Origin of the sequence: Pseudomonas sp. MIACH (genome assembly GCF_001269925.1) — a bacterium.
GTDB lineage: Bacteria > Pseudomonadota > Gammaproteobacteria > Pseudomonadales > Pseudomonadaceae > Aquipseudomonas.
Map to the genome: position 1 here is coordinate 239,501 of NZ_LHVO01000053.1, position 20,481 is coordinate 259,981.

17 protein-coding genes are annotated in these 20,481 nt (G+C 60.3%); 13 read left to right on the top strand and 4 right to left on the bottom strand.

Annotated features, from left to right (window positions below; all coding sequences use genetic code 11):
* Positions 1-40: 40 nt before the first annotated feature.
* Positions 41-2,887 carry an RNA polymerase-associated protein RapA gene (gene rapA / locus AD670_RS21580; protein WP_053137083.1) on the top strand — a complete coding sequence of 949 codons (2,847 nt, stop codon included), beginning with the start codon at positions 41-43 and terminating at the stop codon, positions 2,885-2,887.
* Positions 2,888-3,067: 180 nt separating this feature from the next.
* Here the strand turns inward: rapA and AD670_RS21585 are convergent, their stop codons facing one another.
* A complete protein-coding gene (locus AD670_RS21585; RefSeq protein ID WP_053137086.1) occupies positions 3,068-4,414 on the bottom strand; it encodes an MFS transporter in 1,347 nt (448 codons plus the stop codon).
* A 252-nt stretch (positions 4,415-4,666) separates the two neighbouring features.
* Here AD670_RS21585 and AD670_RS21590 point away from each other — a divergent pair, with 252 nt between their 5' ends.
* From AD670_RS21590 to AD670_RS21600, 3 genes are all read left to right on the top strand, one after another.
* Positions 4,667-5,032 carry a YkgJ family cysteine cluster protein gene (locus AD670_RS21590; protein ID WP_053137089.1) on the top strand — a complete coding sequence of 122 codons (366 nt, stop codon included), beginning with the start codon at positions 4,667-4,669 and terminating at the stop codon, positions 5,030-5,032.
* A 139-nt stretch (positions 5,033-5,171) separates the two neighbouring features.
* The gene (locus tag AD670_RS21595; RefSeq protein WP_053137092.1) at positions 5,172-7,436 is read left to right on the top strand and encodes a bifunctional diguanylate cyclase/phosphodiesterase; all 2,265 of its coding nucleotides are present in this window, start codon (positions 5,172-5,174) and stop codon (positions 7,434-7,436) included.
* 202 nt (positions 7,437-7,638) lie between these two features.
* Positions 7,639-9,816 carry a hypothetical protein gene (locus AD670_RS21600; protein ID WP_053137095.1) on the top strand — a complete coding sequence of 726 codons (2,178 nt, stop codon included), beginning with the start codon at positions 7,639-7,641 and terminating at the stop codon, positions 9,814-9,816.
* 36 nt (positions 9,817-9,852) lie between these two features.
* Here AD670_RS21600 and AD670_RS21605 read toward each other — a convergent pair whose 3' ends face one another.
* The gene (locus tag AD670_RS21605) at positions 9,853-10,944 is read right to left on the bottom strand and encodes a hypothetical protein (protein WP_053137098.1); all 1,092 of its coding nucleotides are present in this window, start codon (positions 10,942-10,944) and stop codon (positions 9,853-9,855) included.
* Positions 10,945-11,201: 257 nt separating this feature from the next.
* Positions 11,202-11,507, bottom strand: coding sequence for a DUF2288 domain-containing protein (locus tag AD670_RS21610; protein WP_053137101.1), 306 nt, complete (start codon positions 11,505-11,507; stop codon positions 11,202-11,204).
* Positions 11,508-11,862: 355 nt separating this feature from the next.
* On the opposite strand from AD670_RS21610, the gene AD670_RS21615 reads away from it, so the two are divergent.
* From AD670_RS21615 to AD670_RS21655, 9 genes are all read left to right on the top strand, one after another.
* On the top strand, positions 11,863-12,990 hold the full coding sequence (locus AD670_RS21615) for a branched-chain amino acid ABC transporter substrate-binding protein (RefSeq protein ID WP_053137104.1): 1,128 nt from the start codon (positions 11,863-11,865) through the stop codon (positions 12,988-12,990).
* 229 nt (positions 12,991-13,219) lie between these two features.
* A complete protein-coding gene (livH, locus tag AD670_RS21620; RefSeq protein WP_003172375.1) occupies positions 13,220-14,143 on the top strand; it encodes a high-affinity branched-chain amino acid ABC transporter permease LivH in 924 nt (307 codons plus the stop codon).
* Positions 14,140-15,393 (top strand): high-affinity branched-chain amino acid ABC transporter permease LivM, encoded by a 1,254-nt coding sequence (locus tag AD670_RS21625; protein WP_012722653.1) that lies wholly within the window; start codon positions 14,140-14,142, stop codon positions 15,391-15,393. The genes livH and AD670_RS21625 overlap by 4 nt, the downstream gene beginning before the upstream one ends.
* Positions 15,390-16,157: a high-affinity branched-chain amino acid ABC transporter ATP-binding protein LivG gene (gene livG, locus AD670_RS21630; RefSeq protein WP_012722652.1), complete on the top strand. Its 768-nt coding sequence runs from the start codon at positions 15,390-15,392 to the stop codon at positions 16,155-16,157. The genes AD670_RS21625 and livG overlap by 4 nt, the downstream gene beginning before the upstream one ends.
* Before the next feature lies 1 nt (position 16,158).
* On the top strand, positions 16,159-16,860 hold the full coding sequence (locus tag AD670_RS21635) for an ABC transporter ATP-binding protein (protein ID WP_010212366.1): 702 nt from the start codon (positions 16,159-16,161) through the stop codon (positions 16,858-16,860).
* Between the two features lie 175 nt (positions 16,861-17,035).
* Positions 17,036-17,332: a DUF2282 domain-containing protein gene (locus AD670_RS21640; RefSeq protein ID WP_024073886.1), complete on the top strand. Its 297-nt coding sequence runs from the start codon at positions 17,036-17,038 to the stop codon at positions 17,330-17,332.
* 23 nt (positions 17,333-17,355) lie between these two features.
* Positions 17,356-18,234, top strand: coding sequence for a DUF692 domain-containing protein (locus tag AD670_RS21645; protein WP_053137107.1), 879 nt, complete (start codon positions 17,356-17,358; stop codon positions 18,232-18,234).
* A complete protein-coding gene (locus AD670_RS21650) occupies positions 18,231-19,007 on the top strand; it encodes a DNA-binding domain-containing protein (RefSeq protein ID WP_053137110.1) in 777 nt (258 codons plus the stop codon). The genes AD670_RS21645 and AD670_RS21650 overlap by 4 nt, the downstream gene beginning before the upstream one ends.
* The gene (locus tag AD670_RS21655; protein ID WP_053137113.1) at positions 19,004-19,489 is read left to right on the top strand and encodes a DoxX family protein; all 486 of its coding nucleotides are present in this window, start codon (positions 19,004-19,006) and stop codon (positions 19,487-19,489) included. Before AD670_RS21650 ends, AD670_RS21655 begins: the two co-directional genes overlap by 4 nt.
* Here the strand turns inward: AD670_RS21655 and AD670_RS21660 are convergent.
* Entirely contained in the window at positions 19,486-20,394 is a 909-nt protein-coding gene (locus AD670_RS21660) for a LysR family transcriptional regulator (protein WP_053137116.1), read from the bottom strand. The two genes, AD670_RS21655 and AD670_RS21660, sit on opposite strands and share 4 nt — an antisense overlap.
* Positions 20,395-20,481: the final 87 nt, after the last annotated feature.

A 20,481-nucleotide genomic window follows, 5' to 3' on the forward strand; every position in this document is an offset into this window, starting at 1 on the left:
GTTAACATAGTCGGCTTTTTCACGGCGGGAGTCAGGCAGCATGGCGCAGCAGTATCAACCGGGGCAACGCTGGATTAGTGACAGCGAAGCAGAGCTGGGGTTAGGCACCGTTCTGGCACAGGACGGCCGCTTGTTGACCGTGCTCTATCCGGCCACTGGCGACACCCGCCAGTATGCGCTACGGAATGCGCCCCTCACTCGCGTGAGGTTCTCGCCGGGTGACACCATCACCCATTTCGAAGGCTGGAAAATGACCGTACAGGAAGTCGACGACGTCGACGGCCTGCTGGTCTACCACGGCCTCAATGGGCAGCACGAGCAGGTCACCCTGCCGGAAACCCAGCTCTCCAACTTTATCCAGTTCCGCCTGGCCAGCGACCGCCTGTTCGCCGGGCAGATCGACCCGCTGGCCTGGTTCTCGCTGCGCTATCACACCCTGGAACACACCAGCCGCCAGTTGCAATCTTCGCTGTGGGGCCTGGGCGGCGTGCGTGCGCAACCTATTGCCCACCAATTGCATATCGCCCGTGAAGTCGCTGACCGTATCGCGCCACGGGTTTTGCTGGCCGACGAAGTGGGCCTGGGCAAGACCATCGAAGCCGGCCTGGTGATTCATCGCCAGCTGCTGTCGGGCCGCGCCAGCCGCGTACTGATCCTGGTACCGGAAAACCTGCAGCACCAGTGGCTGGTAGAAATGCGCCGGCGCTTCAACCTGCAAGTGGCGCTGTTCGACGAAGAACGCTTTATCGAAAGCGATGCCGCCAACCCGTTCGAAGACACCCAGCTGGCCCTGGTCGCGCTGGAGTGGCTGGTGGACGATGAGAAGGCCCAGGACGCGCTGTTCGCTGCCGGCTGGGACCTGATGGTGGTCGACGAAGCTCACCACCTGGTCTGGCATGAAGAAAAAGCCAGCCCGGAATACGCGCTGGTCGAGCAACTTGCCGAAGTGATTCCCGGCGTGCTGCTGCTCACCGCCACCCCGGAACAGCTGGGCCAGGACAGCCACTTCGCGCGCCTGCGCCTGCTGGACCCGAACCGTTTCCACGACCTGCACGCCTTCCGCGCCGAAAGCGAGAACTATCGCCCGGTAGCCGAAGCCGTGCAGGAGCTGCTGGACAAGGGTCGCCTGTCGCCTGCCGCGCACAAGACTATCCAGGGTTTCCTCGGCAACGAAGGCGAAGCGCTGCTGGCCGCCGTCAACGATGGCGACGCCGAAGCCAGCGCACGCCTGGTGCGTGAGCTGCTCGACCGCCACGGCACCGGCCGCGTGCTGTTCCGTAACACCCGTGCCGCCGTACAAGGCTTCCCGGAACGTAAGCTGCACGCCTACCCGCTGCCGAACCCGGACGAATACCTGGAGTTGCCGCTGGGCGAACACGCCGAGCTGTACCCGGAAGTCAGCTTCCAGTCGCAGCCGGACGTCGACGAAGAAAATCGCTGGTGGCGCTTCGACCCGCGCGTCGAGTGGCTGATCGACCAGCTGAAAATGCTCAAGCGCACCAAGGTCCTGGTGATCTGCGCCCATGCCGAAACCGCCATGGACCTGGAAGACGCCCTGCGCGTGCGCTCCGGCATCCCGGCCACGGTGTTCCACGAGGGCATGAACATCCTCGAGCGTGACCGCGCCGCCGCGTACTTTGCCGATGAAGAATTCGGCGCCCAGGTGCTGATCTGCTCGGAAATCGGCAGTGAAGGCCGCAACTTCCAGTTCTCCCACCACCTGGTGCTGTTCGACCTGCCGTCCCACCCCGACCTGCTGGAACAGCGGATCGGCCGTCTGGACCGGATCGGCCAGAAGCATGTGATCGAACTGCACGTGCCGTACCTGGAAACCAGCCCGCAACAGCGCCTGTTCCAGTGGTACCACGAAGCGCTGAACGCGTTCCTCAACACCTGCCCGACCGGCAACGCCTTGCAGCATCAGTTCGGCCCGCGCCTGCTGCCGCTGCTGGAAAACGCCGACGACAGCGAGTGGCAAGCCCTGATCGACGAGGCCCGTGCCGAGCGCGAGCGTCTGGAACAGGAACTGCACACCGGCCGCGACCGCTTGCTGGAGCTCAACTCCGGTGGCGCCGGTGAAGGCGATGCACTGGTGGAGGACATTCTCGAGCAAGACGACCAGTTCGCCCTGCCGATCTACATGGAAACCCTGTTCGACGCATTCGGCATCGACAGCGAAGACCATTCGGAAAACGCGCTGATCCTCAAGCCAAGCGAGAAGATGCTCGACGCCAGCTTCCCCCTGGGCGACGACGAAGGCGTGACCATCACCTACGACCGTAACCAGGCGCTGTCCCGTGAGGACATGCAGTTCATCACCTGGGAACACCCGATGGTGCAGGGCGGCATGGACCTGGTGCTGTCTGGCTCCATGGGCAACACCGCCGTGGCGCTGATCAAGAACAAGGCGCTCAAGCCGGGCACCGTGTTGCTCGAACTGCTCTACGTCAGCGAAGTGGTCGCGCCGCGCGCACTGCAACTGGGCCGTTACCTGCCGCCAGCGGCGCTGCGCTGCCTGCTGGATGCCAATGGCAACGACCTGTCCGGCCGCGTCTCGTTCGAAACCTTGAACGACCAGCTGGAAAGCGTGCCACGGGCCAGCGCCAACAAGTTCGTGCAGGCCCAGCGCGATCAACTCACACCGCGAATCAACGCCGGTGAAGAGAAGATCACGCCGCGTCATGCTGAACGTGTGGCCGAGGCCAAACGTCGCCTGGCGGCAGACACCGACGAAGAACTGGCACGCCTGACCGCCTTGCAAGCGGTCAACCCGACCGTACGTGACAGCGAATTGGTCGCCCTGCGCAACCAACGCGAGCAAGGCCTGGCCATGCTGGATAAGGCGGCGCTGCGACTGGAGGCGATTCGGGTGTTGGTGGCCGGTTGATTACCGCCCTGCCCTGTTAATAGAGGCCCGCGCACTGCGGGCCTTTTTTATTTACTTGAGAACAGCTTTGGCTTTGTGGGCCTCATCGGGGGCAAGCCCCCTCCCACATTGATCAATGGTCGACATGACAACTCGGTCAACTGTGGGAGGGGGCTTGCTCCCGATGGAGTCACCGCAATTTCAAGCCGTCGCCGCCCCAGCCGGCACCTCAACAGCCACCAATCCCTCCTTCATCCGCTTGGCATCGCGCACAAAACTGCGCGACGCCTGGAACAAGAACAACATGGTCAGGAACAACGCCACCGGAATCAGGTACATGGCGTCGTGCAGCCCAACTGCCTTGTAAGCCTCGGTCATCTGCTCCGCCCCCGCCGCATACATCGCCGAATGGGCAAAATGGTCGGACAACCCGCCTACCACGATCGGGCCCATGCCCCCGCCCAGCAAGTACAAACCGGCAAAGAACAACGCCATCGCCGTGGCCCGCAGGCGAGGCTCAACCACGTCCTGGATCGCCGTGTACACACAGGTGTAGAAGTTATACGCAAACAACCAGCCCACACTGAACAGCGCTACAAACACGCCGATCTCGACGCGCCCGGCATGCAAGGCCCAGGCGGTGGTAACGGTGGAGATGATCAGGCTGCACGCTGCAAACAAAAGTCGGCCATTGGCAACACGTTGATGGATCTTGTCGGCAATCCAGCCACCCAGGGTCAGGCCCACCAGGCCGGTCAACCCAACGATGACGCCAGTGGCGACCGCCGCATCCTGCAGTGGCATGAGGAAATAGCGCTGCAACATCGGCACCAGGAACGAGTTGCACGCGTAGGTCGCGAAGTTGAAGCACAGGCCGGCCAGCACCAGCCACAGGAAGGTCGGCACGGCCAGCACGCGGCGGATCGGGCGGTCGACGCGCTCCTGGGAGACTTGTACGGCTTCGGCGGCGCCGCGCTTGGGCTCCTTGATATAGAACATGAACACCGCAAGGATCAGCCCCGGCACGGCGGCGATAAAAAACGGCGCGCGCCAGCTGTCGAACGCCTTGACCATCCAGCCGATGGTGAAGAATGCCAGCAACAGGCCCAAAGGCAGGCCGAGCATGAAAATCCCCATGGCCCGGGCACGACGGTGCGCCGGGAACAGGTCGCCAATCAGCGAGTTGGCGGCCGGTGCGTAGCTGGCCTCACCAATACCAATGCCCATGCGCACCAGTAAAAAAGTCCAGAAACTACCGACCAGGCCGTTGACCGCCGTCAGCCCGCTCCACGCGAACAGGCCCCAGCCCATCAGCTTGCTGCGCGAACCGGTATCGGCCAGACGCCCCAGCGGCAGGCCGGCGATGGCGTAGACGATAGTGAAGGCGGTGCCGATGATGCCGAGTTGGAAGTCGCTCAGGTGCCATTCCATGCGGATCGGCTCGATGATGATCGCCGGAATGGTGCGGTCGAAGAAGTTGAACAGGTTGGCCAGGAACAGCAGGAACAGAATGCGCCAGGCATTCGCCGCTTGGGTCGAGTTCTGCATGGGTCCGTCTCTTTTATTGTTATGAGAGCTGCGATGCCCGATGCATCCTGCCCGGTACCTGCAACATAGTCAGGCGAGCCAGGGTTGTCTGTAATGATTCGTAAAGCTGATAGGGCATGATTTCACCCGACAGTACGGGACTTTGCCCACAAAAATATAAGTGCACGCCCCCCTTCCCAACGGCCATGACCGGATTAGAATGGCGAGCCTTCCTGTAGTCCCCCACTCTTACTTTTCTTATCGATGACGCCCATGTCCGAAGCCAGTCCGTGTCTGAGTTGCGGTGCCTGCTGTTCCTACTTCCGTGTGTCTTTTTTCTGGGGCGAGTGCGCTTCATCGGGGGGCACGGTGCCCGATGACCTGGTGGTGCAGATCAACCCGTCCCGCGTGGCGATGATCGGTACCGACCAGAAGCCCGCGCGCTGCTGCAGCCTTGAAGGCGAAGTCGGCAAAGGCACGAGTTGCTCGATTTATGAGCAACGCTCAAGCCCCTGCCGAGAATTCGATGCCTCGTGGAGCCAGGGCGAGCAGAACGTCGATTGCGACGCCGCCCGCGCAGCGTTTGACTTGCCGCCCTTACAAGCGCCGTTCGAGTTGGAACTGCCCATCAGCGCTTAGCATTAATTGCTATGCAAGGCATGCCAAAATCATTCACAGCAAAGTGCCATTACCCACTGGAAAATCCCGCGAGGCTTCTATACTCGACCTCATAGGTCATCGCCTTAGGCTGTGACGTGACGCTATGACAGGACATGCTATGGAATGGCTAGGTCTGCACTTTTTTACCGACCTCCCAGCGAACGGGCACTTATTACTCAATTGCAGTCATAACCCGTTCCTGGTGCTGCTGGCCTATCTGGTCGCCTGTGCGGCAGGCTTCGGCACGCTGGACATGGCCGAACGGGTCGGCCACGTCGAAGACCCCACCGCTCGCCGCCACTGGCGCTGGCTGGGCGCAGGTTGCCTGGCGGGAGGTATCTGGTCCACTCACTTCATCAGCATGCTGGCCTTCCAGGCCCCCATCGCGATTCACTACGAACTGATCATGACGTTCGCCTCGCTGGTGATCGCCCTGATCGCCTCGTTGTTCGCCATGCAGACCCTCAGTCACACGAAACTGCGATTTCACCAGTACTTGCTGGCATCGATATGGATGGGCATCGGCATCGCCCTGATGCATTACGTCGGCATGTCGGCCATGCGCTCCCAGGCCCAGGTGTATTTCGAGCAGGGGCTATTCCTCGCCTCGGTGGGCATCGCCATTGGCGCCAGCCTGGCCGCATTGTTGCTGTCGAGCTATCTGCGCACCGGCGCCGGCGTCTTCCATCAACTGCTCAAATACGCCGCCAGCCTGGTGTTGGGCGCAGGGATTATCAGCATGCACTTTACCGGCATGGCCGCCATGCAACTGATAGTCCCCACCGGGGCCGACCTCTCGTTATCCCGGGACAACAACCCTATCCAACTGGGCCTGTCCGTGGCGGTGATCACTCTGCTGGTGATCGGCAGCAGCATCAGCGCCGCGCTGGCCGACAAGAAGCTTCAGCACAAGGAGCGTGACTTACGTCGGGTCAATGCGCTGCTCAGCGAACTGGACCAGGCCCGCGCCACGCTGCAGCAGGTGGCTCACTACGACGCGCTGACCAGCCTGTTGAATCGCCGGGGTTTCAACCAGATCTTTGCGGAGAAACTCGCGGAAAAAACCGCATCCCACGGCATGATGGCGGTGATCTTCCTCGATATCGACCACTTCAAGCGCATCAACGACAGCCTCGGGCATGATGCCGGCGACCAGTTGCTCACCGTGCTCGCCAGCCACATCAAGAGTTCGGTGCGCAGCCACGCCGATGTGGTCGCGCGGTTTGGCGGCGACGAGTTCTGCATTCTGATCAGCATTCACCACCGCGACGAAGCGCGCCACCTGGCCCAGCGCATCATGCAGCAGATGAAGGAACCCATCGAACTGGCCGGCCGGCGCATGGTAATGACCACCAGCATCGGCATCAGCCTGTTTCCCGAGGATGGCCTGACCTGCGAAGAGCTGCTCAAAACCGCCGACCTGGCGCTGTACCAATCCAAGGACACGGGGCGTAACAGCCTGAACTTCTTCAGCTCCAACCTGAAGACCCGCGCCTTTCTCGAACTGCAATTGGAAGAAGAACTGCGCAGCGCCCTGCGCGCCCAGAACCAACTGGTGCTGTTCTACCAACCGATCTTTGACATGAAACTGGGCAAGGTCACGCGTCTGGAAGCCCTGGTGCGCTGGCAGCATCCGCAACATGGGCTGCTGGCCCCCGACCGGTTTATCGGCATTGCCGAAAGCAACGGTCTGATCGCCGAACTGGACCACTGGGTCTTGCGCCAAGCCTGCCATGACTTGAGCCTGCTCTCCGACCGAGGCTATACCGAACTGACCATGGCGGTGAATTGCTCGGCCCTGAACCTGGCCCGAGACGAGCTGGCGGATGAGATCGAAGACGCACTGCGCTTCAGCGGGATCGGCGCCAACCGCCTGGAACTGGAGGTGACCGAAAATGCCTTGATGGGCAACATCAGCAGCACCCTCGCCCTGCTGCGACAAATCCGCTCGCTGGGCGTGTCGCTGGCCATCGACGATTTTGGCACCGGCTACTCGTCCCTCGCCTACCTCAAGCGCTTGCCGCTCAACACCCTGAAAATCGATCGCTCGTTTATCCAGGACATTCCCAAGTCGACAGCCGATATCGAGATCGTCCAGGCGATTATTGGCATGGCCCACACCCTGCACCTGCAGGTGGTGACCGAAGGCGTGGAAACCCAGGCCCAGTTCGAACTCCTGCTCAAGCATGGCTGTGACTTTGTGCAGGGCTACCTACTGAGCCCGGCGGTGCCCGCCAGTGACATCATTGGCGCGATGCAGGGCATCGACATACGCAACCCGCTTTACTCCTGCAGCGTCGCAGGCAGCAAGGATACCAACCCTGCCAAGGATCCCTCCCCCGGCCGCTCGGGGTCTACTTCCATCGTCAGGCCAATTCGCTGACGCCGAATCTTTGGCATTTCGCCATCACTTGCCTAAAGATCGCCGACGAACGGCCGATTCATCAGAGTCCGGCCAGGTTTTACCTGGGCACACAGGGTTACCCCGATCGTTCCGGACAAGGACGCACTGCAAAGTCGCGAACTCCCATTCCGTGATGGCTACTTGATACTTTTCAGCCATCCGCACAGGCACATGGCGCACAATGACTTCTAAAAATAACCCCGCCACCGTGGTATCCGATGTGTTGCTCCCAGCTCCTGCGGAAAAGCCCTCAGGTTCAAAGTCATTGAGCACCACGCGCCCGCTGGCCACCCAGCAATACCTGTATTTCACTGAAACCAATACCGACCGCATCCTCGATAACCTCGACGGCCTGCGCGACATGGTGTTCCCACGCCCGCCTCACCTGGAAGGCGACAGCGAGCAGCACAGCGATCAGGAATTCCCCTCGGTATGCCTGATCGGCCTGGGCCGCTGCGGTTCGAACATCGCGCTGGACGTGGCGGAGTTGGTGTACAACGCGCGCAAGTTCTACCTCAACGAATTCAGCACTGAAGATAAATCCTTGGACAAGGGCTACAGCCCGGCCCAGTGGATTCGCAACAACCTGCGCCTGGGCGGCGGCAAGGCCAGCAAGCCGGTGTTCCTGGTGGAACCGCTGGTGATGCTGGGCGACCTGGACAAGGACATCGCCGGACGTATCCGTTTCTCGCGCAAGGGCGAAAAAAGCGGCTTCCTGCGCGACTACAGCAAGATGAAAATCATGGACCTCTCTGAAGTCCATGCCGGTGGCGCCGGTAACGCGCCGATCCTCGGCCAGTACCTGGCCAAGATCATCCTCAACAAAGATACCCAGCGCTTCTCCAGCCCCGACTGGAAGATGATCCACTCGTACCTGATCGACTCCTGCGGCATCAAGGCCAACCAGTCGCGCCTGTACTTCTCGATCTTCAGCGCCGGCGGCGGCACCGGTTCGGGCATGGCCTCGGAGTTCGGCCTGGCCCAGCAACACTCGTACATGAACAAGACCTTCGACACCAAGCCCGCCGACGAGCACGACAGCAAGAGCGGCCACGCTTTCGTCTTCGAGCCGATCTTCACCAGTGGCATTTGTGTGCTGCCGAATATCTCTGATCACCGCAGCGAAATGTCCGAGGCGCTGCATATCAACGCCGGACGCTTGCTGTGCAAGTACCTTTCGGAAGAATGGGACTTCTCGTACAACTTCGACAATGAAGACAGCAGCGAAGCCAGTGTGAAGGGGCGTATCCGTCCGTGGAACGCGATGATGCTGATCTCCAACGACATCATGCGTTATGCCGAAGAAAGCGATGACGGCAACATCCAGAACATTGACGTCAATGCCATGGAAAAACACGCCAACCAGTACATCTCCCAGCAAATCTTCAACATCCTCACCGCCCAGGCCGTGACCACCGACTACGACCAGAACTATTTCCGTCGCGCCGGCATCGATATCGGCGAAACCATTCGCCTGGACGCCAATGACCTGTTCATGAGCCTGGCCGGTCCGGTGGCGATTGCCTACGCCGAATCCGTAGTACCGGAAACCCCGGTGCCGTCGAATGACAAGTTCAAAGTCTTCGAGAAAGAGCCCCAGCGCCTGAACATCGACGACCTGTTCTTCCGCTCCATCGACCTGCCGCACTTCAACAAGGTCACCCAGGCCATCGAAGGCATCAGCCTGTTACCGATCGAGTCCAAGCGCTACAAAGCGTCCCTGGAGCAGTACAAGAACTCCGGCTACGACGCGGCGGCGCTGCATGACCTGCACTTCTTCAAGAACTGCTCGTCGGTGGTGTCGATCGTCTCACTGCCCAAGGACTACAAGCTGTCCTACATGGACCTGAACCGGCTCAAAACTCACCTCAACAGCCTGTTCCCCAACACCACCCTCAAGCGCTATGCCCTGGTGATCGGCGCGTCGGCCAACCTGTCGCTGACCACCCTGATCGCCAAGAGCCCGTGCCTGTCGGATGACTTCCTGACGCTGATCGTGGCCTTTATCAAGCGCTGCTTCGCGCGCAACCCGTACCGCTTCGACGACACGCTGGATAACTCGATCCTGGACTTCATCATCCACGAGGACTTCGACGAAGACCGCATCGACGAGCTGCTCAACGAGTTTGAAAACCCGGCGAAGATCCTTGATACCAACTGGTACGCGATCAAGCCGATGTATGAGAAGAAGTACCGCGAGTTGATCAACGACAAAGAGAAGTTTGTGTCGATCAATGACATTCGTCTGTCACGGGATTGCGTGAAGAAAGCGATCAAGTACCTGCGCGAGATCTACCGTCACCGCATCGGCAAGACCAAGGTCATTTCGTTGAATAACCATACCGGCAAGACCGGCTAACAACGTGGGACGGCGCCGCCTGGCGCCGTCGCAACCTCAGTGCGTCATGCGTTGGCGCAGGAACGCGAGGATGGTCTTTTCGTCGCCGCGCTTTGCAGGCCGGGGCAGTTGCTTCGGCCAGCCCGAGTTTTTCGCGCCGAAGAAGCGCTTCTGCTCCGCCTCATCCCAGCCGCGAATCTCGCGCAAAGCCGATTCCCACCAGCCGTGTCGGCACACGTCGTAATACGGATGCGCAGGCGCCGAACTACCGTAGAGCAAGTCTCGACCGACCTTTTTCAAATGCTTGCGTTGATTGCGCAGCTTCCACTTGATGCGCAGCCGCTGCCAGGGAGAGGGCACCGGTTTGACCCGCGGCACATCCAGGCAACGCGCCACCAGCTCAGGGCCAAATGCCTCACCGTACAGGGTAAAGAAGTGCGCCTGCATGGCATGGAAGAAGCGCTTGTCGGCAAAGTAGTGATGAACGAACTTGCGGGCCTCGCGCACCTTCTGGCCGCGCATCGCGAAGGAAATCGCGATTTGCTCGATGGTGTGGATATCGAACGAGTTCCGGGTCCACTCGTCGATCAGGCGGATAGACGCTTCGAGCAGCGGCGAATCGCTGGCACGGACACCGCACAGACCACTGTTATAGAGCTTGAAGCTGTTATCCGCCGAGATGCCATGGGCCTGTAGGTGCTCGCCCAGCTTGAGGTAGTCCGGGCGCTTGCAGACGTAGCTCCAGTCGTATTCAAAACCGTCCATCACATACTGGCCCGGCTCGATCAGCTCGAACACACGATGGGGGGACTTGAGGAACAGCGTGTCGGTGTCGACGAACAGGGTCTTGTCCGCCAGCGTCAGCCCTTGGGCGATCGCGCAGGCCTTGCGGCGATGGGGGTAACCGTTTTCACCCTGCCATTGGGCCAGGGTCTGCTCGTCCAGGGCGATGGTTTCAACCGGCCAGCCGTCGTAGTCCTGGGGGCGATCGGTCATGACCCGGATGCACAGCGACTCGCCCGCTTTAAGTTGAGACAGGGCGGTGAGGATGCTGAACTTGGCTTCGCGCCGATAAACGTCCTGATGACCGTAGATAAGGTAAAGCAGTTGGTGTGAAGGTTTCGCTAAAGGGGGCAGCGCTGACGGCATGACTAGCTCCGGGTGACAAGCGGCGAACTTTACCGGAATTCACCGTTTCCTACGCCATGATCTGACAGCCACCTGCCTTTTATTCACACCGAGAAACAATTCTTCCGCCGATTCACCCGCGAGAAAACTGTTCCCATGACGTGCGCGTCACCCTGCGCTGTGACCTTTCTCCACGGCAAGATGCCATCACGGCGCCAGCGGTTACTCAGCTACACACTTTTAAAACCGAAAATCACGCACCATTTAAGTGCTAAACGTTATCGCGACGCCCTTTCCTGGATCAGTATCCACGGCGAAACCACCACAGCCCACAAGCTCGGGTCACGCTCAACAAGGTCCAATGCCCGCGTCGCAGACACTTCGCACAGGCTGCCCGAGGCCAGCCAGGCAGCGACTTTATCGCGGTTGTCTTCAGCCATTCCCTCGGCGGCTTCAATCAAATCCAGGCCGGCGTCGACCCACAATAGGGCACCCTTGGCAAAGAACGGTTCAAGCTCCTTCCAGGAGATTTCGGCGGTTTCGCCGAGCAGCTTGGCATAGAGGGTGCTAGGTTCTTGCGTCATGGGAATTCACCTGGGAAAAAAATCGGCGCAATCATAACGTCGTGCCTTTCGTATAAAAAGCCAGGTAGAAAAACCCCGTTGCAAATGAGTCATCGATAGAAAGTGTCAGGAAAGCCAAGGATTGCCCGAGACTCTGGCATTACCCCGCCGCAATTCTGTCTTTTTCTTTCATTTAAGCGACATACACAGGTTTTGCCCCCAGCAGCCAGCTTTTCAAGCGATCAACCGGCGCTCTACACTGTACCGGTACAGTTGCCAGGGCACTGCCGGGGGGATATCCGAGATATCTGATCCGGTTCTGCAGCTCACAAGGCCGCTAGAACTATAAAAAATACAACAGTAAGAGTGGAGCACTATGAATAAGGCTACTAAGCAGATTTCCAAACTGTTTGCCGCTATGGTCCTGGCTGGGGTTGCCGGCCATTCGTTCGCAGCTGACACCATCAAGATCGGCATCGCCGGTCCGAAAACTGGTCCTGTAACGCAATACGGCGACATGCAATTCATGGGTGCCAAGCAGGCCATCGCCGACATCAACGCCAAGGGCGGCGTCGACGGCAAAATGCTCGAAGCCAAGGAATACGACGACGCTTGCGATCCTAAACAAGCCGTGGCCGTTGCCAACAAAGTGGTCAACGACGGCGTCAAGTTCGTGGTCGGTCACCTCTGCTCCAGCTCCACTCAGCCAGCGTCCGACATCTATGAAGACGAAGGCGTGATCATGATTACCCCGGCAGCTACCAGCCCGGAAATCACCGCCCGTGGCTACAAGCTGATCTTCCGCACCATCGGCCTGGACAGCGCCCAAGGCCCAGCGGCCGGCAACTACATCGCCGACCACGTGAAGCCGAAAATCGTTGCCGTCCTGCACGACAAGCAGCAATACGGTGAAGGTATCGCCACCGCCGTCAAACAGACCCTTGAGAAGAAAGGCACCAAGGTTGCCGTCTTCGAAGGCCTGAACGCCGGCGACAAAGACTTCTCCTCGATCATCCAGAAGCTCAAGCAAGCCAACGTCGATTTCGTCTACTACGGCGGCTACCACCCGGAGCTGGGCCTGATCCTGCGCCAAGCCAAGGAAAAAGGCCTGAACGCCAAGTTCATGGGCCCTGAAGGTGTTGGCAACGACTCCATCTCGCAAATCGCCCAAGGCGCTTCCGAAGGCCTGCTGGTAACCCTGCCGAAATCCTTCGACACCGACCCGGCCAACAAAGCCATCGTTGAAGAGTTCGCCAAGAACAAGCAGGACCCAACCGGTCCGTTCGTGTTCCCGGCCTACTCGGCCATTGAAGTCATCGCCGGCGGTATTACCGCTGCCAAGAGCGAAGACACCGCCAAAGTGGCTGCCGCCATCCACGCGGGCACCTTCAAGACCCCTACCGGCGAGCTGAGCTTCGACGCCAAGGGCGACCTGAAGGACTTCAAGTTCGTGGTCTACGAATGGCACTTCGGCAAACCAAAAACCGAAGTTTCCCCTCAGTAAGCCAGGCATTACTGGTCCAACAAGCCCACTGTGAGAGCAGTGGGTTTTGTTTTACGAGGTTTATGGGCCTGTCACCCGCGATCCGGGCGCTGGCTCACCTGAAAATCTTAAAACCGTCACCAGCGGTTCGCTGGCAAACGCTTTGTGCAAATGTGCTCACAGAACACAGCACGGGGCCGGAACATGACTCCACCAGTGAAATGCGTATCGGGTTTTTAGGAGCGCTGTAATGCCTGAGATCTATCATTTTTTCCAACAGCTGGTTAATGGCCTGACCATTGGCAGCACCTATGCCTTGATAGCCATTGGCTACACAATGGTTTACGGCATCATTGGAATGATTAACTTCGCCCATGGCGAGGTGTACATGATTGGTTCCTACGTGGCCTTCATCGCCCTTGCCGGGCTGGCCATGATGGGTATCCACTCCCTGCCGCTGTTGATGACCGCTGCGTTCCTTGCATCGATCGTCGTGACCAGTGCCTATGGCTACAGTATCGAGCGCGTTGCCTACCGTCCCTTGCGTGGCAGCAACCGTTTGATCCCGCTGATTTCCGCCATCGGCATGTCGATTTTCCTGCAGAACACCGTATTGCTGTCCCAGGACTCCAAGGATAAATCCATCCCCAACCTGATCCCGGGGAGCTTCTCCTTCGGTCCGGGTGGTGCGGAAGAGGTCCTGATTTCCTACATGCAGATCCTGGTCTTCGTCGTCACCCTGGTGGCCATGCTGGGCCTGACCCTGTTCATCTCCCGCTCCCGTCTGGGGCGCGCCTGCCGGGCCTGCGCCGAAGACATCAAGATGGCCAACCTGTTGGGCATCAACACCAACAACATCATCGCCCTGACGTTCGTGATCGGTGCTGCGCTGGCAGCCGTCGCGGCGGTACTGCTGAGCATGCAGTACGGCGTGATCAACCCCAACGCCGGTTTCCTGGTAGGCCTCAAGGCCTTTACCGCAGCGGTATTGGGCGGCATCGGCAGTATTCCGGGCGCGATGCTCGGCGGCCTGGTGCTGGGGGTGGCCGAGGCGTTTGGTGCCGATATTTTCGGCGACCAATACAAGGACGTCGTCGCGTTCGGCCTGTTGGTTCTGGTGCTGTTGTTCCGTCCGACCGGCATCCTGGGCCGTCCGGAGGTTGAGAAAGTATGAGCAGATATCTTAAATCGGCGTTTTTCAGCGCCTTGCTGGTGTGGGCTGTGGCCTTCCCGGTACTCGGCCTCAAGCTGAGCATTGTCGGCATCAACCTTGAAGTGCACGGCACCGGCCCCGTGACCCTGACCATCATCGCCCTGTGCTCGGTGCTGATGTTCCTGCGCGTGCTGTTCACCCAGCAGGTCGGCGCTCTGTTCAAGAGCAACCGTGGCCCGTTGGTCTCGCCCAAGGTCAGCCAATTCCTGACCCTGCCACGCACCCAGCGCTACATCATCATCGGCCTGATCGTGGCCGCGTTGATCTGGCCGTTCTTCGGCTCGCGCGGTGCGGTCGACATTGCCACCCTGATCCTGATCTACGTGTTGCTGGGCCTGGGCCTGAACATCGTGGTGGGCCTAGCCGGCCTGCTCGACCTGGGTTATGTGGGCTTCTACGCCGTGGGTGCCTACACCTACGCGCTGCTGTCGCACTACCTGGGCTGGAGCTTCTGGATCTGCCTGCCGCTGGCCGGCATGGCGGCGGCCACGTTCGGCTTCCTGCTGGGCTTCCCGGTACTGCGCCTGCGCGGTGACTACCTGGCCATCGTGACCCTGGGCTTCGGGGAAATCATCCGTCTGTTCCTGCGTAACCTGACCGACATCACCGGTGGTCCCAACGGTATCAGCAGCATCCCCAAGCCGACGTTCTTCGGGCTGTCGTTCGACCGCACCGCTGCCGAAGGCATGCAGACGTTCCACGAGTACTTCGGGATCGACTACAACCCGGTAAGCAAAGTGGTGTTCCTGTACCTGGTGGCACTGTTGCTGGCGCTGGCGGCACTGTTCGTGATCAACCGCTTGCTGCGCATGCCGATCGGCCGCGCCTGGGAAGCGTTGCGCGAAGATGAGATCGCCTGCCGTGCCCTGGGCCTGAACCCGACCATCATCAAGCTCTCCGCCTTCACCCTGGGTGCCGCGTTCGCCGGTTTCGCCGGCAGCTTCTTCGCCGCGCGCCAAGGCCTGGTGACCCCGGAGTCGTTCACCTTTATCGAGTCGGCGATCATCCTCGCCATCGTGGTATTGGGTGGCATGGGCTCGCAACTGGGTGTGATCCTGGCGGCGATCGTGATGATCCTGCTGCCGGAAATGATGCGTGAGTTCAGCGAATACCGCATGTTGATGTTCGGCGCCATGATGGTGCTGATGATGATCTGGCGTCCTCAAGGCCTGCTGCCCATGCAACGTCCACACATGGAGCTGCGCAAATGAGCCGCGAGATCCTGAAAGTCGAAAACTTGAGCATGCGCTTCGGCGGCTTGCTGGCGGTCAACGGCGTCGCCCTGACCGTGAAAGAGAAACAGGTAGTAGCGCTGATCGGCCCCAACGGCGCCGGCAAGACCACGGTGTTCAACTGCCTCACCGGTTTCTACAAGCCGAGTGGCGGCAGCATCCTGCTGGACGGCCAGCCGATCCAGGGCCTGGCCGGTCACGAGATCGCCCGCAAGGGCGTGGTGCGGACATTCCAGAACGTGCGGCTGTTCAAGGACATGACGGCGGTCGAGAACCTGCTGATCGCCCAGCATCGTCACCTGAACACCAACTTCTTTGCAGGCCTGTTCAAGACCCCGGCGTTCCGCAAGAGCGAGCGCGAGGCCATGGAATATGCGGAGTACTGGCTGGACAAGGTCAACCTCACCGAGTTCGCCAACCGCCCCGCCGGCACCCTGGCCTATGGTCAGCAACGTCGCCTGGAAATCGCCCGCTGCATGATGACCCGCCCGCGGATCCTGATGCTCGACGAACCGGCCGCCGGCCTGAACCCCAAGGAAACCGAAGACCTCAAGGCACTGATCGGTGTGTTGCGTGAGGAAAACAACGCCACGGTGCTGTTGATCGAACACGACATGAAACTGGTCATGAGCATTTCCGACCATATCGTCGTGATCAACCAGGGCACGCCGCTGGCAGACGGGACGCCGGAGCAGATCCGTGACAATCCTGAAGTGATCAAAGCCTATCTGGGGGAAGCGTAAAATGCTGCAATTCGAAAACGTTTCCACTTTCTACGGCAAGATCCAGGCCCTGCACAGCGTCAACGTGGAAGTGCGCCAGGGTGAGATCGTCACGCTGATCGGTGCCAACGGCGCCGGCAAGTCGACCTTGCTGATGACCTTGTGCGGCTCGCCGCAGGCCCACAGCGGCAGCATCCGCTACATGGGCGAAGAGCTGGTGGGCCAGCAGTCCTCGCAGATCATGCGCAAGAGCATTGCCGTGGTGCCGGAAGGCCGGCGGGTGTTCTCACGCCTGACCGTGGAGGAGAACCTGGCCATGGGCGGGTTCTTCACCGACAAGGGCGACTATCAGGAGCAGATGGACAAGGTGCTGCACCTGTTCCCTCGCCTCAAGGAGCGTTTCAGCCAGCGCGGCGGCACCATGTCCGGCGGCGAGCAGCAAATGCTCGCCATCGGCCGGGCGCTGATGAGCAAGCCCAAGCTGTTGCTGTTGGACGAACCCTCCCTGGGCCTGGCACCGATCATCATCCAGCAGATCTTCGACATCATCGAACAGTTGCGCAAGGACGGTGTAACGGTGTTCCTCGTGGAGCAGAACGCCAACCAGGCGCTGAAAATCGCCGACCGTGCCTACGTGCTGGAAAACGGCCGGGTGGTGATGCAAGGCACTGGCGAGCAGTTGCTGACCGATCCGAAGGTACGTGAGGCGTACCTGGGCGGCTAAGAGACGGTTGCTGAACAAACCGGATCTAATGTGGGAGGGGCTTGCCCCCTCCCACATTTTTTTTGCATGGTTTTAAATTATTTCGTCTGGCCTTGTAACGAACATCCTCCTCCCGCCTCTAGTGGTGCAAGCAGGCATTCAAGCCCGCTCCTCAACCTACTGCTGGAGATCCACCATGACCACCAAACTGTCTGCCGCTACCCTCGTCCTCGCCTTGGGTTCGGCCCTGAGCCTGTCCGCCCTGACCACCACCGCCCACGCCGCCGACGACATGCAGAAATGCTTCGGCGTCGCTGAAGCCGGCAAGAACGATTGCGCCGCCGGCGCCGGCACGTCCTGTGCCGGCACCTCGAAAACCAAGGATCAGGCCAACGCCTGGAAACTGGTCCCGGCCGGCACCTGCACCCAAACCCCAAGCTCCACATCGCCGACCGGTTTCGGCCAGGAAGCCGCCTTCACCGCCAAGTCCTGAAACCCTGCACAGCCTGAGTACGGATGATGACGCTTTCACTCCTGCCCACAGTCTCACCGGTTCAGGTGCCCGGGCTGCCCTATCGGGCCGGGCTGGGGCTGAAGAACGAGCACTTCAAGGAAGTGCTCGATACTTCGCCCGACATCGGTTTTTTTGAAGTGCACGCCGAAAACTACATGGTGGCCGGCGGCCCGTTTCATCACTACCTGGGGTTGATTCGCGAACGTTACCCCCTGTCGTTGCACGGCGTGGGCCTGTCCATCGGCGGCGAAGGCCCGCTCAACCGTGAGCACCTGGGGCGCTTGGCCGCACTGATCGAACGCTACCAGCCACACTCGTTTTCCGAACACCTGGCCTGGTCCAGCCACGGCCCGGTGTTTCTCAATGACCTGCTGCCCCTGGCTTATGACGCCGCCACCTTGAGTCGAGTGTGCGAACACGTCGACCAAGTCCAGAGCACCCTTAAGCGGCCGATGCTGCTGGAGAACCCATCGACCTACCTGCAGTTCCAGCGCTCCACCCTGGACGAGACCGACTTCATCAGCGAAATCATCCGCCGCACCGGCTGCGGCTTGCTGCTGGACGTGAACAACGTCTACGTGTCGTGCATCAACCACCAGCGCGACCCACTGGCCTACGTCAACGCCCTACCGTTGCGCGCCGTGGGTGAGATTCATCTGGCCGGCTTCGCCGAAGACACCGACAACCTGGGCGATCGCCTGCTGATCGACGACCACGGCGCGCCCATTGATAGCGCGGTGTGGCAGCTGTACGAACAGGTGCTCGCGCTTACGGGCCCGGTCGCGACACTGATCGAGCGCGACAACCAAGTGCCGGCATTCAGTGTGTTGCACGCGGAAGCCCAACACGCTGAACGGTATTTATCGCAGGCCCACCCATGAGCCTTCACGACGACTTTGCCAGCGCCTTGCTGGCGCCCGACCAGCCTTGCCCCGACGGTCTGTTCAGCAGCAACGGGGCCGATCCGGCCAGCCGTTTTGCGGTGTATCGCAACAATGTTCACAGTTCGTTGATCAATGCGCTGGCAACGGCTTATCCCGTAACGGCGCAATTGGTAGGCGATGCATTTTTCCGCGCCATGGCCGGCATATTCGTCCAGGCATATCCGCCCAACAGCCCGTTGATCAGCGAGTACGGCAGCACATTCGCCGACTTTATCCAGGGTTTCGAGCCGGCCGCCAGCGTGCCTTACCTGGCCGATGTGGCCCGGCTGGAATGCCTGCGGGTTCGCGCTTATCACGCGGCGGATACACCCTGGGTGGATTCGCAAGCCGTGCTGCAACAACTGCAAACCCAAACGAATCTGGGCGCGCAGCACCTGCAACTGCACCCGTCCGTAGGCGCATTGAACTCCGCCTACGCAGTGGTGGCGGTATGGGCGGCACACCAGACCGAAGGTGCCCTGGCCACCCTGGATCCTTGGCATGCCCAAGGCGTGCTGGTGTTGCGCCAAGGACTGAGCGTCAAGGTCTTCGCCATCGACGGCGGCTCGGTCGCCTTTATCAATAGCCTGAAACACGGCTCGGCATTGGAAATGGCGGTCGCCGACGCCCTTGAGGCCAGCGCCGCGTTCGACCTGCACCAATGCCTGGCGCTGCTGATCAACCACGACGCCCTCACTCATTCGCTCCCAGAACAAAAGGTATCGCCATGAACAGCCGTCCTTCGTGCCTGATCAAACAGGCCATCACGCTTTTCGAAAAAATCCCTTACAGCCTGATCGCGTTGATTGCGCGCTTCTCCATTGCGGCGGTGTTCTGGAAGTCCGGGCAAACCAAGATCGAAGGCCTTGCCATTGACCTGATCAACGGCACGTTCGAACTCGGTACGCCCAAACTCGCCGCCTCGACATTGCCGCTGTTTCGCAGTGAATACCACGTGCCGTTGCTGTCGCCGGAAGTGGCCGCGCACATGGGGGCGTTTGCCGAGCACTTTTTCCCGGTGCTGATCCTGGTGGGCCTGGCCACACGCTTCCCGGCCCTGGCCTTGATCGGCATGACCCTGGTCATTCAACTGTTCGTCTACCCGGACGCCTACCCCACCCACGGCACCTGGATTGCGCTGCTGTTGCTGTTGGTCGCCAAAGGGCCAGGCAGCCTGTCCATCGACCACCTGATTGCGCGCCGTTACCGTTAAAGCCGATCCAGTGCCTCGCCGCTGCGCTTGAACCAGTCCACCAGGTAGTCGGCCAATACTTGGGGACGCCTCGGCAGGCCGCCTTGATAAGGGTGGACCAGGTACATCGGCATACTCCGCGTCTGGTAATCGCGCAGGAGCCAACGCAATCGGCCGTCAGCCAATTCCGTCGGCAGCACGTAGGACGGCAAGCGGGCGATACCGGCCCCCACCAGGGCTGCCTTCTTCAGCAAGTTGTAATGGTTGGAGGCAAAGGTGCCGCTCACCCTTACCCGCAACAACTCGTGCTGCTGGTGATACAGCCATTCCTCGCGGCCGCTGTAGTGACTGTTGAGCAAACACGTGTGCGCCGCAAGATCCCCGGGGGTCAGTGGTTCGCCGTTCTGCTCCAGATAAGCGGGGCTGGCACAGGTCATCTCGTGCCAGGCCAACAGCGGCCTGGCCACCAGGCGCTCGTTTTCAATCGCACCCGAACGCACCCCCAAGTCAAAGCCGTCTCGCGCCAGGTCTCGGTAGCTGTTGTTGAGTTCCAGCTCGATCTGCACCTGGGGGTACTGCTTGGAAAACTCCAACAACAAACCATCGAAGAAGGTTTCCCCCAGTGAAACCGGAACCGTCATACGCACAGGCCCGGCCAAATCGTCCTTGAGACGCGCCAATGCCTGACGGGCACGTTCCACCTGCACCACCAGCGCTTGCGCCTGGGGCAGCAACGCCGCGCCCGCGGCGGTCAGGCTGAGCTTGCGCGTGGTGCGGTGCAGCAAAACCACGCAGAACTGCGCTTCCAAATGGCTGATGCGCTTGGACAGCTGGCCCTTGCTGCAGCCCAGTTGCTCGGCCGCCACGGTAAAACTGCCGGCTTCGATCAGTACGGCGAAGGCCGCCAAATCATCCATCTCACTCACGGACTGTTTCCATTTGAAAACCAAAGGTTGCCTATTAGCACGTTTATCCGTCTGAAAAGCCACCCTAGACTTGATGCCTACCCCCTA

Bases quoted from the DNA above. Each gene is read 5' to 3' on its own strand.
- AD670_RS21625 (WP_012722653.1), top strand. From the start codon at position 14,140: ATGAGCAGATATCTTAAATCGGCGTTTTTCAGCGCCTTGCTGGTGTGG.
- AD670_RS21605 (WP_053137098.1), bottom strand. From the start codon at position 10,944: ATGCCGTCAGCGCTGCCCCCTTTAGCGAAACCTTCACACCAACTGCTT.
- livG (WP_012722652.1), top strand. From the start codon at position 15,390: ATGAGCCGCGAGATCCTGAAAGTCGAAAACTTGAGCATGCGCTTCGGC.
- AD670_RS21640 (WP_024073886.1), top strand. From the start codon at position 17,036: ATGACCACCAAACTGTCTGCCGCTACCCTCGTCCTCGCCTTGGGTTCG.
- AD670_RS21600 (WP_053137095.1), top strand. From the start codon at position 7,639: ATGACTTCTAAAAATAACCCCGCCACCGTGGTATCCGATGTGTTGCTC.
- AD670_RS21585 (WP_053137086.1), bottom strand. From the start codon at position 4,414: ATGCAGAACTCGACCCAAGCGGCGAATGCCTGGCGCATTCTGTTCCTG.
- AD670_RS21615 (WP_053137104.1), top strand. From the start codon at position 11,863: ATGAATAAGGCTACTAAGCAGATTTCCAAACTGTTTGCCGCTATGGTC.
- AD670_RS21595 (WP_053137092.1), top strand. From the start codon at position 5,172: ATGGAATGGCTAGGTCTGCACTTTTTTACCGACCTCCCAGCGAACGGG.
- AD670_RS21610 (WP_053137101.1), bottom strand. From the start codon at position 11,507: ATGACGCAAGAACCTAGCACCCTCTATGCCAAGCTGCTCGGCGAAACC.
- livH (WP_003172375.1), top strand. From the start codon at position 13,220: ATGCCTGAGATCTATCATTTTTTCCAACAGCTGGTTAATGGCCTGACC.
- AD670_RS21650 (WP_053137110.1), top strand. From the start codon at position 18,231: ATGAGCCTTCACGACGACTTTGCCAGCGCCTTGCTGGCGCCCGACCAG.
- AD670_RS21645 (WP_053137107.1), top strand. From the start codon at position 17,356: ATGATGACGCTTTCACTCCTGCCCACAGTCTCACCGGTTCAGGTGCCC.
- AD670_RS21635 (WP_010212366.1), top strand. From the start codon at position 16,159: ATGCTGCAATTCGAAAACGTTTCCACTTTCTACGGCAAGATCCAGGCC.
- AD670_RS21655 (WP_053137113.1), top strand. From the start codon at position 19,004: ATGAACAGCCGTCCTTCGTGCCTGATCAAACAGGCCATCACGCTTTTC.
- AD670_RS21590 (WP_053137089.1), top strand. From the start codon at position 4,667: ATGTCCGAAGCCAGTCCGTGTCTGAGTTGCGGTGCCTGCTGTTCCTAC.
- rapA (WP_053137083.1), top strand. From the start codon at position 41: ATGGCGCAGCAGTATCAACCGGGGCAACGCTGGATTAGTGACAGCGAA.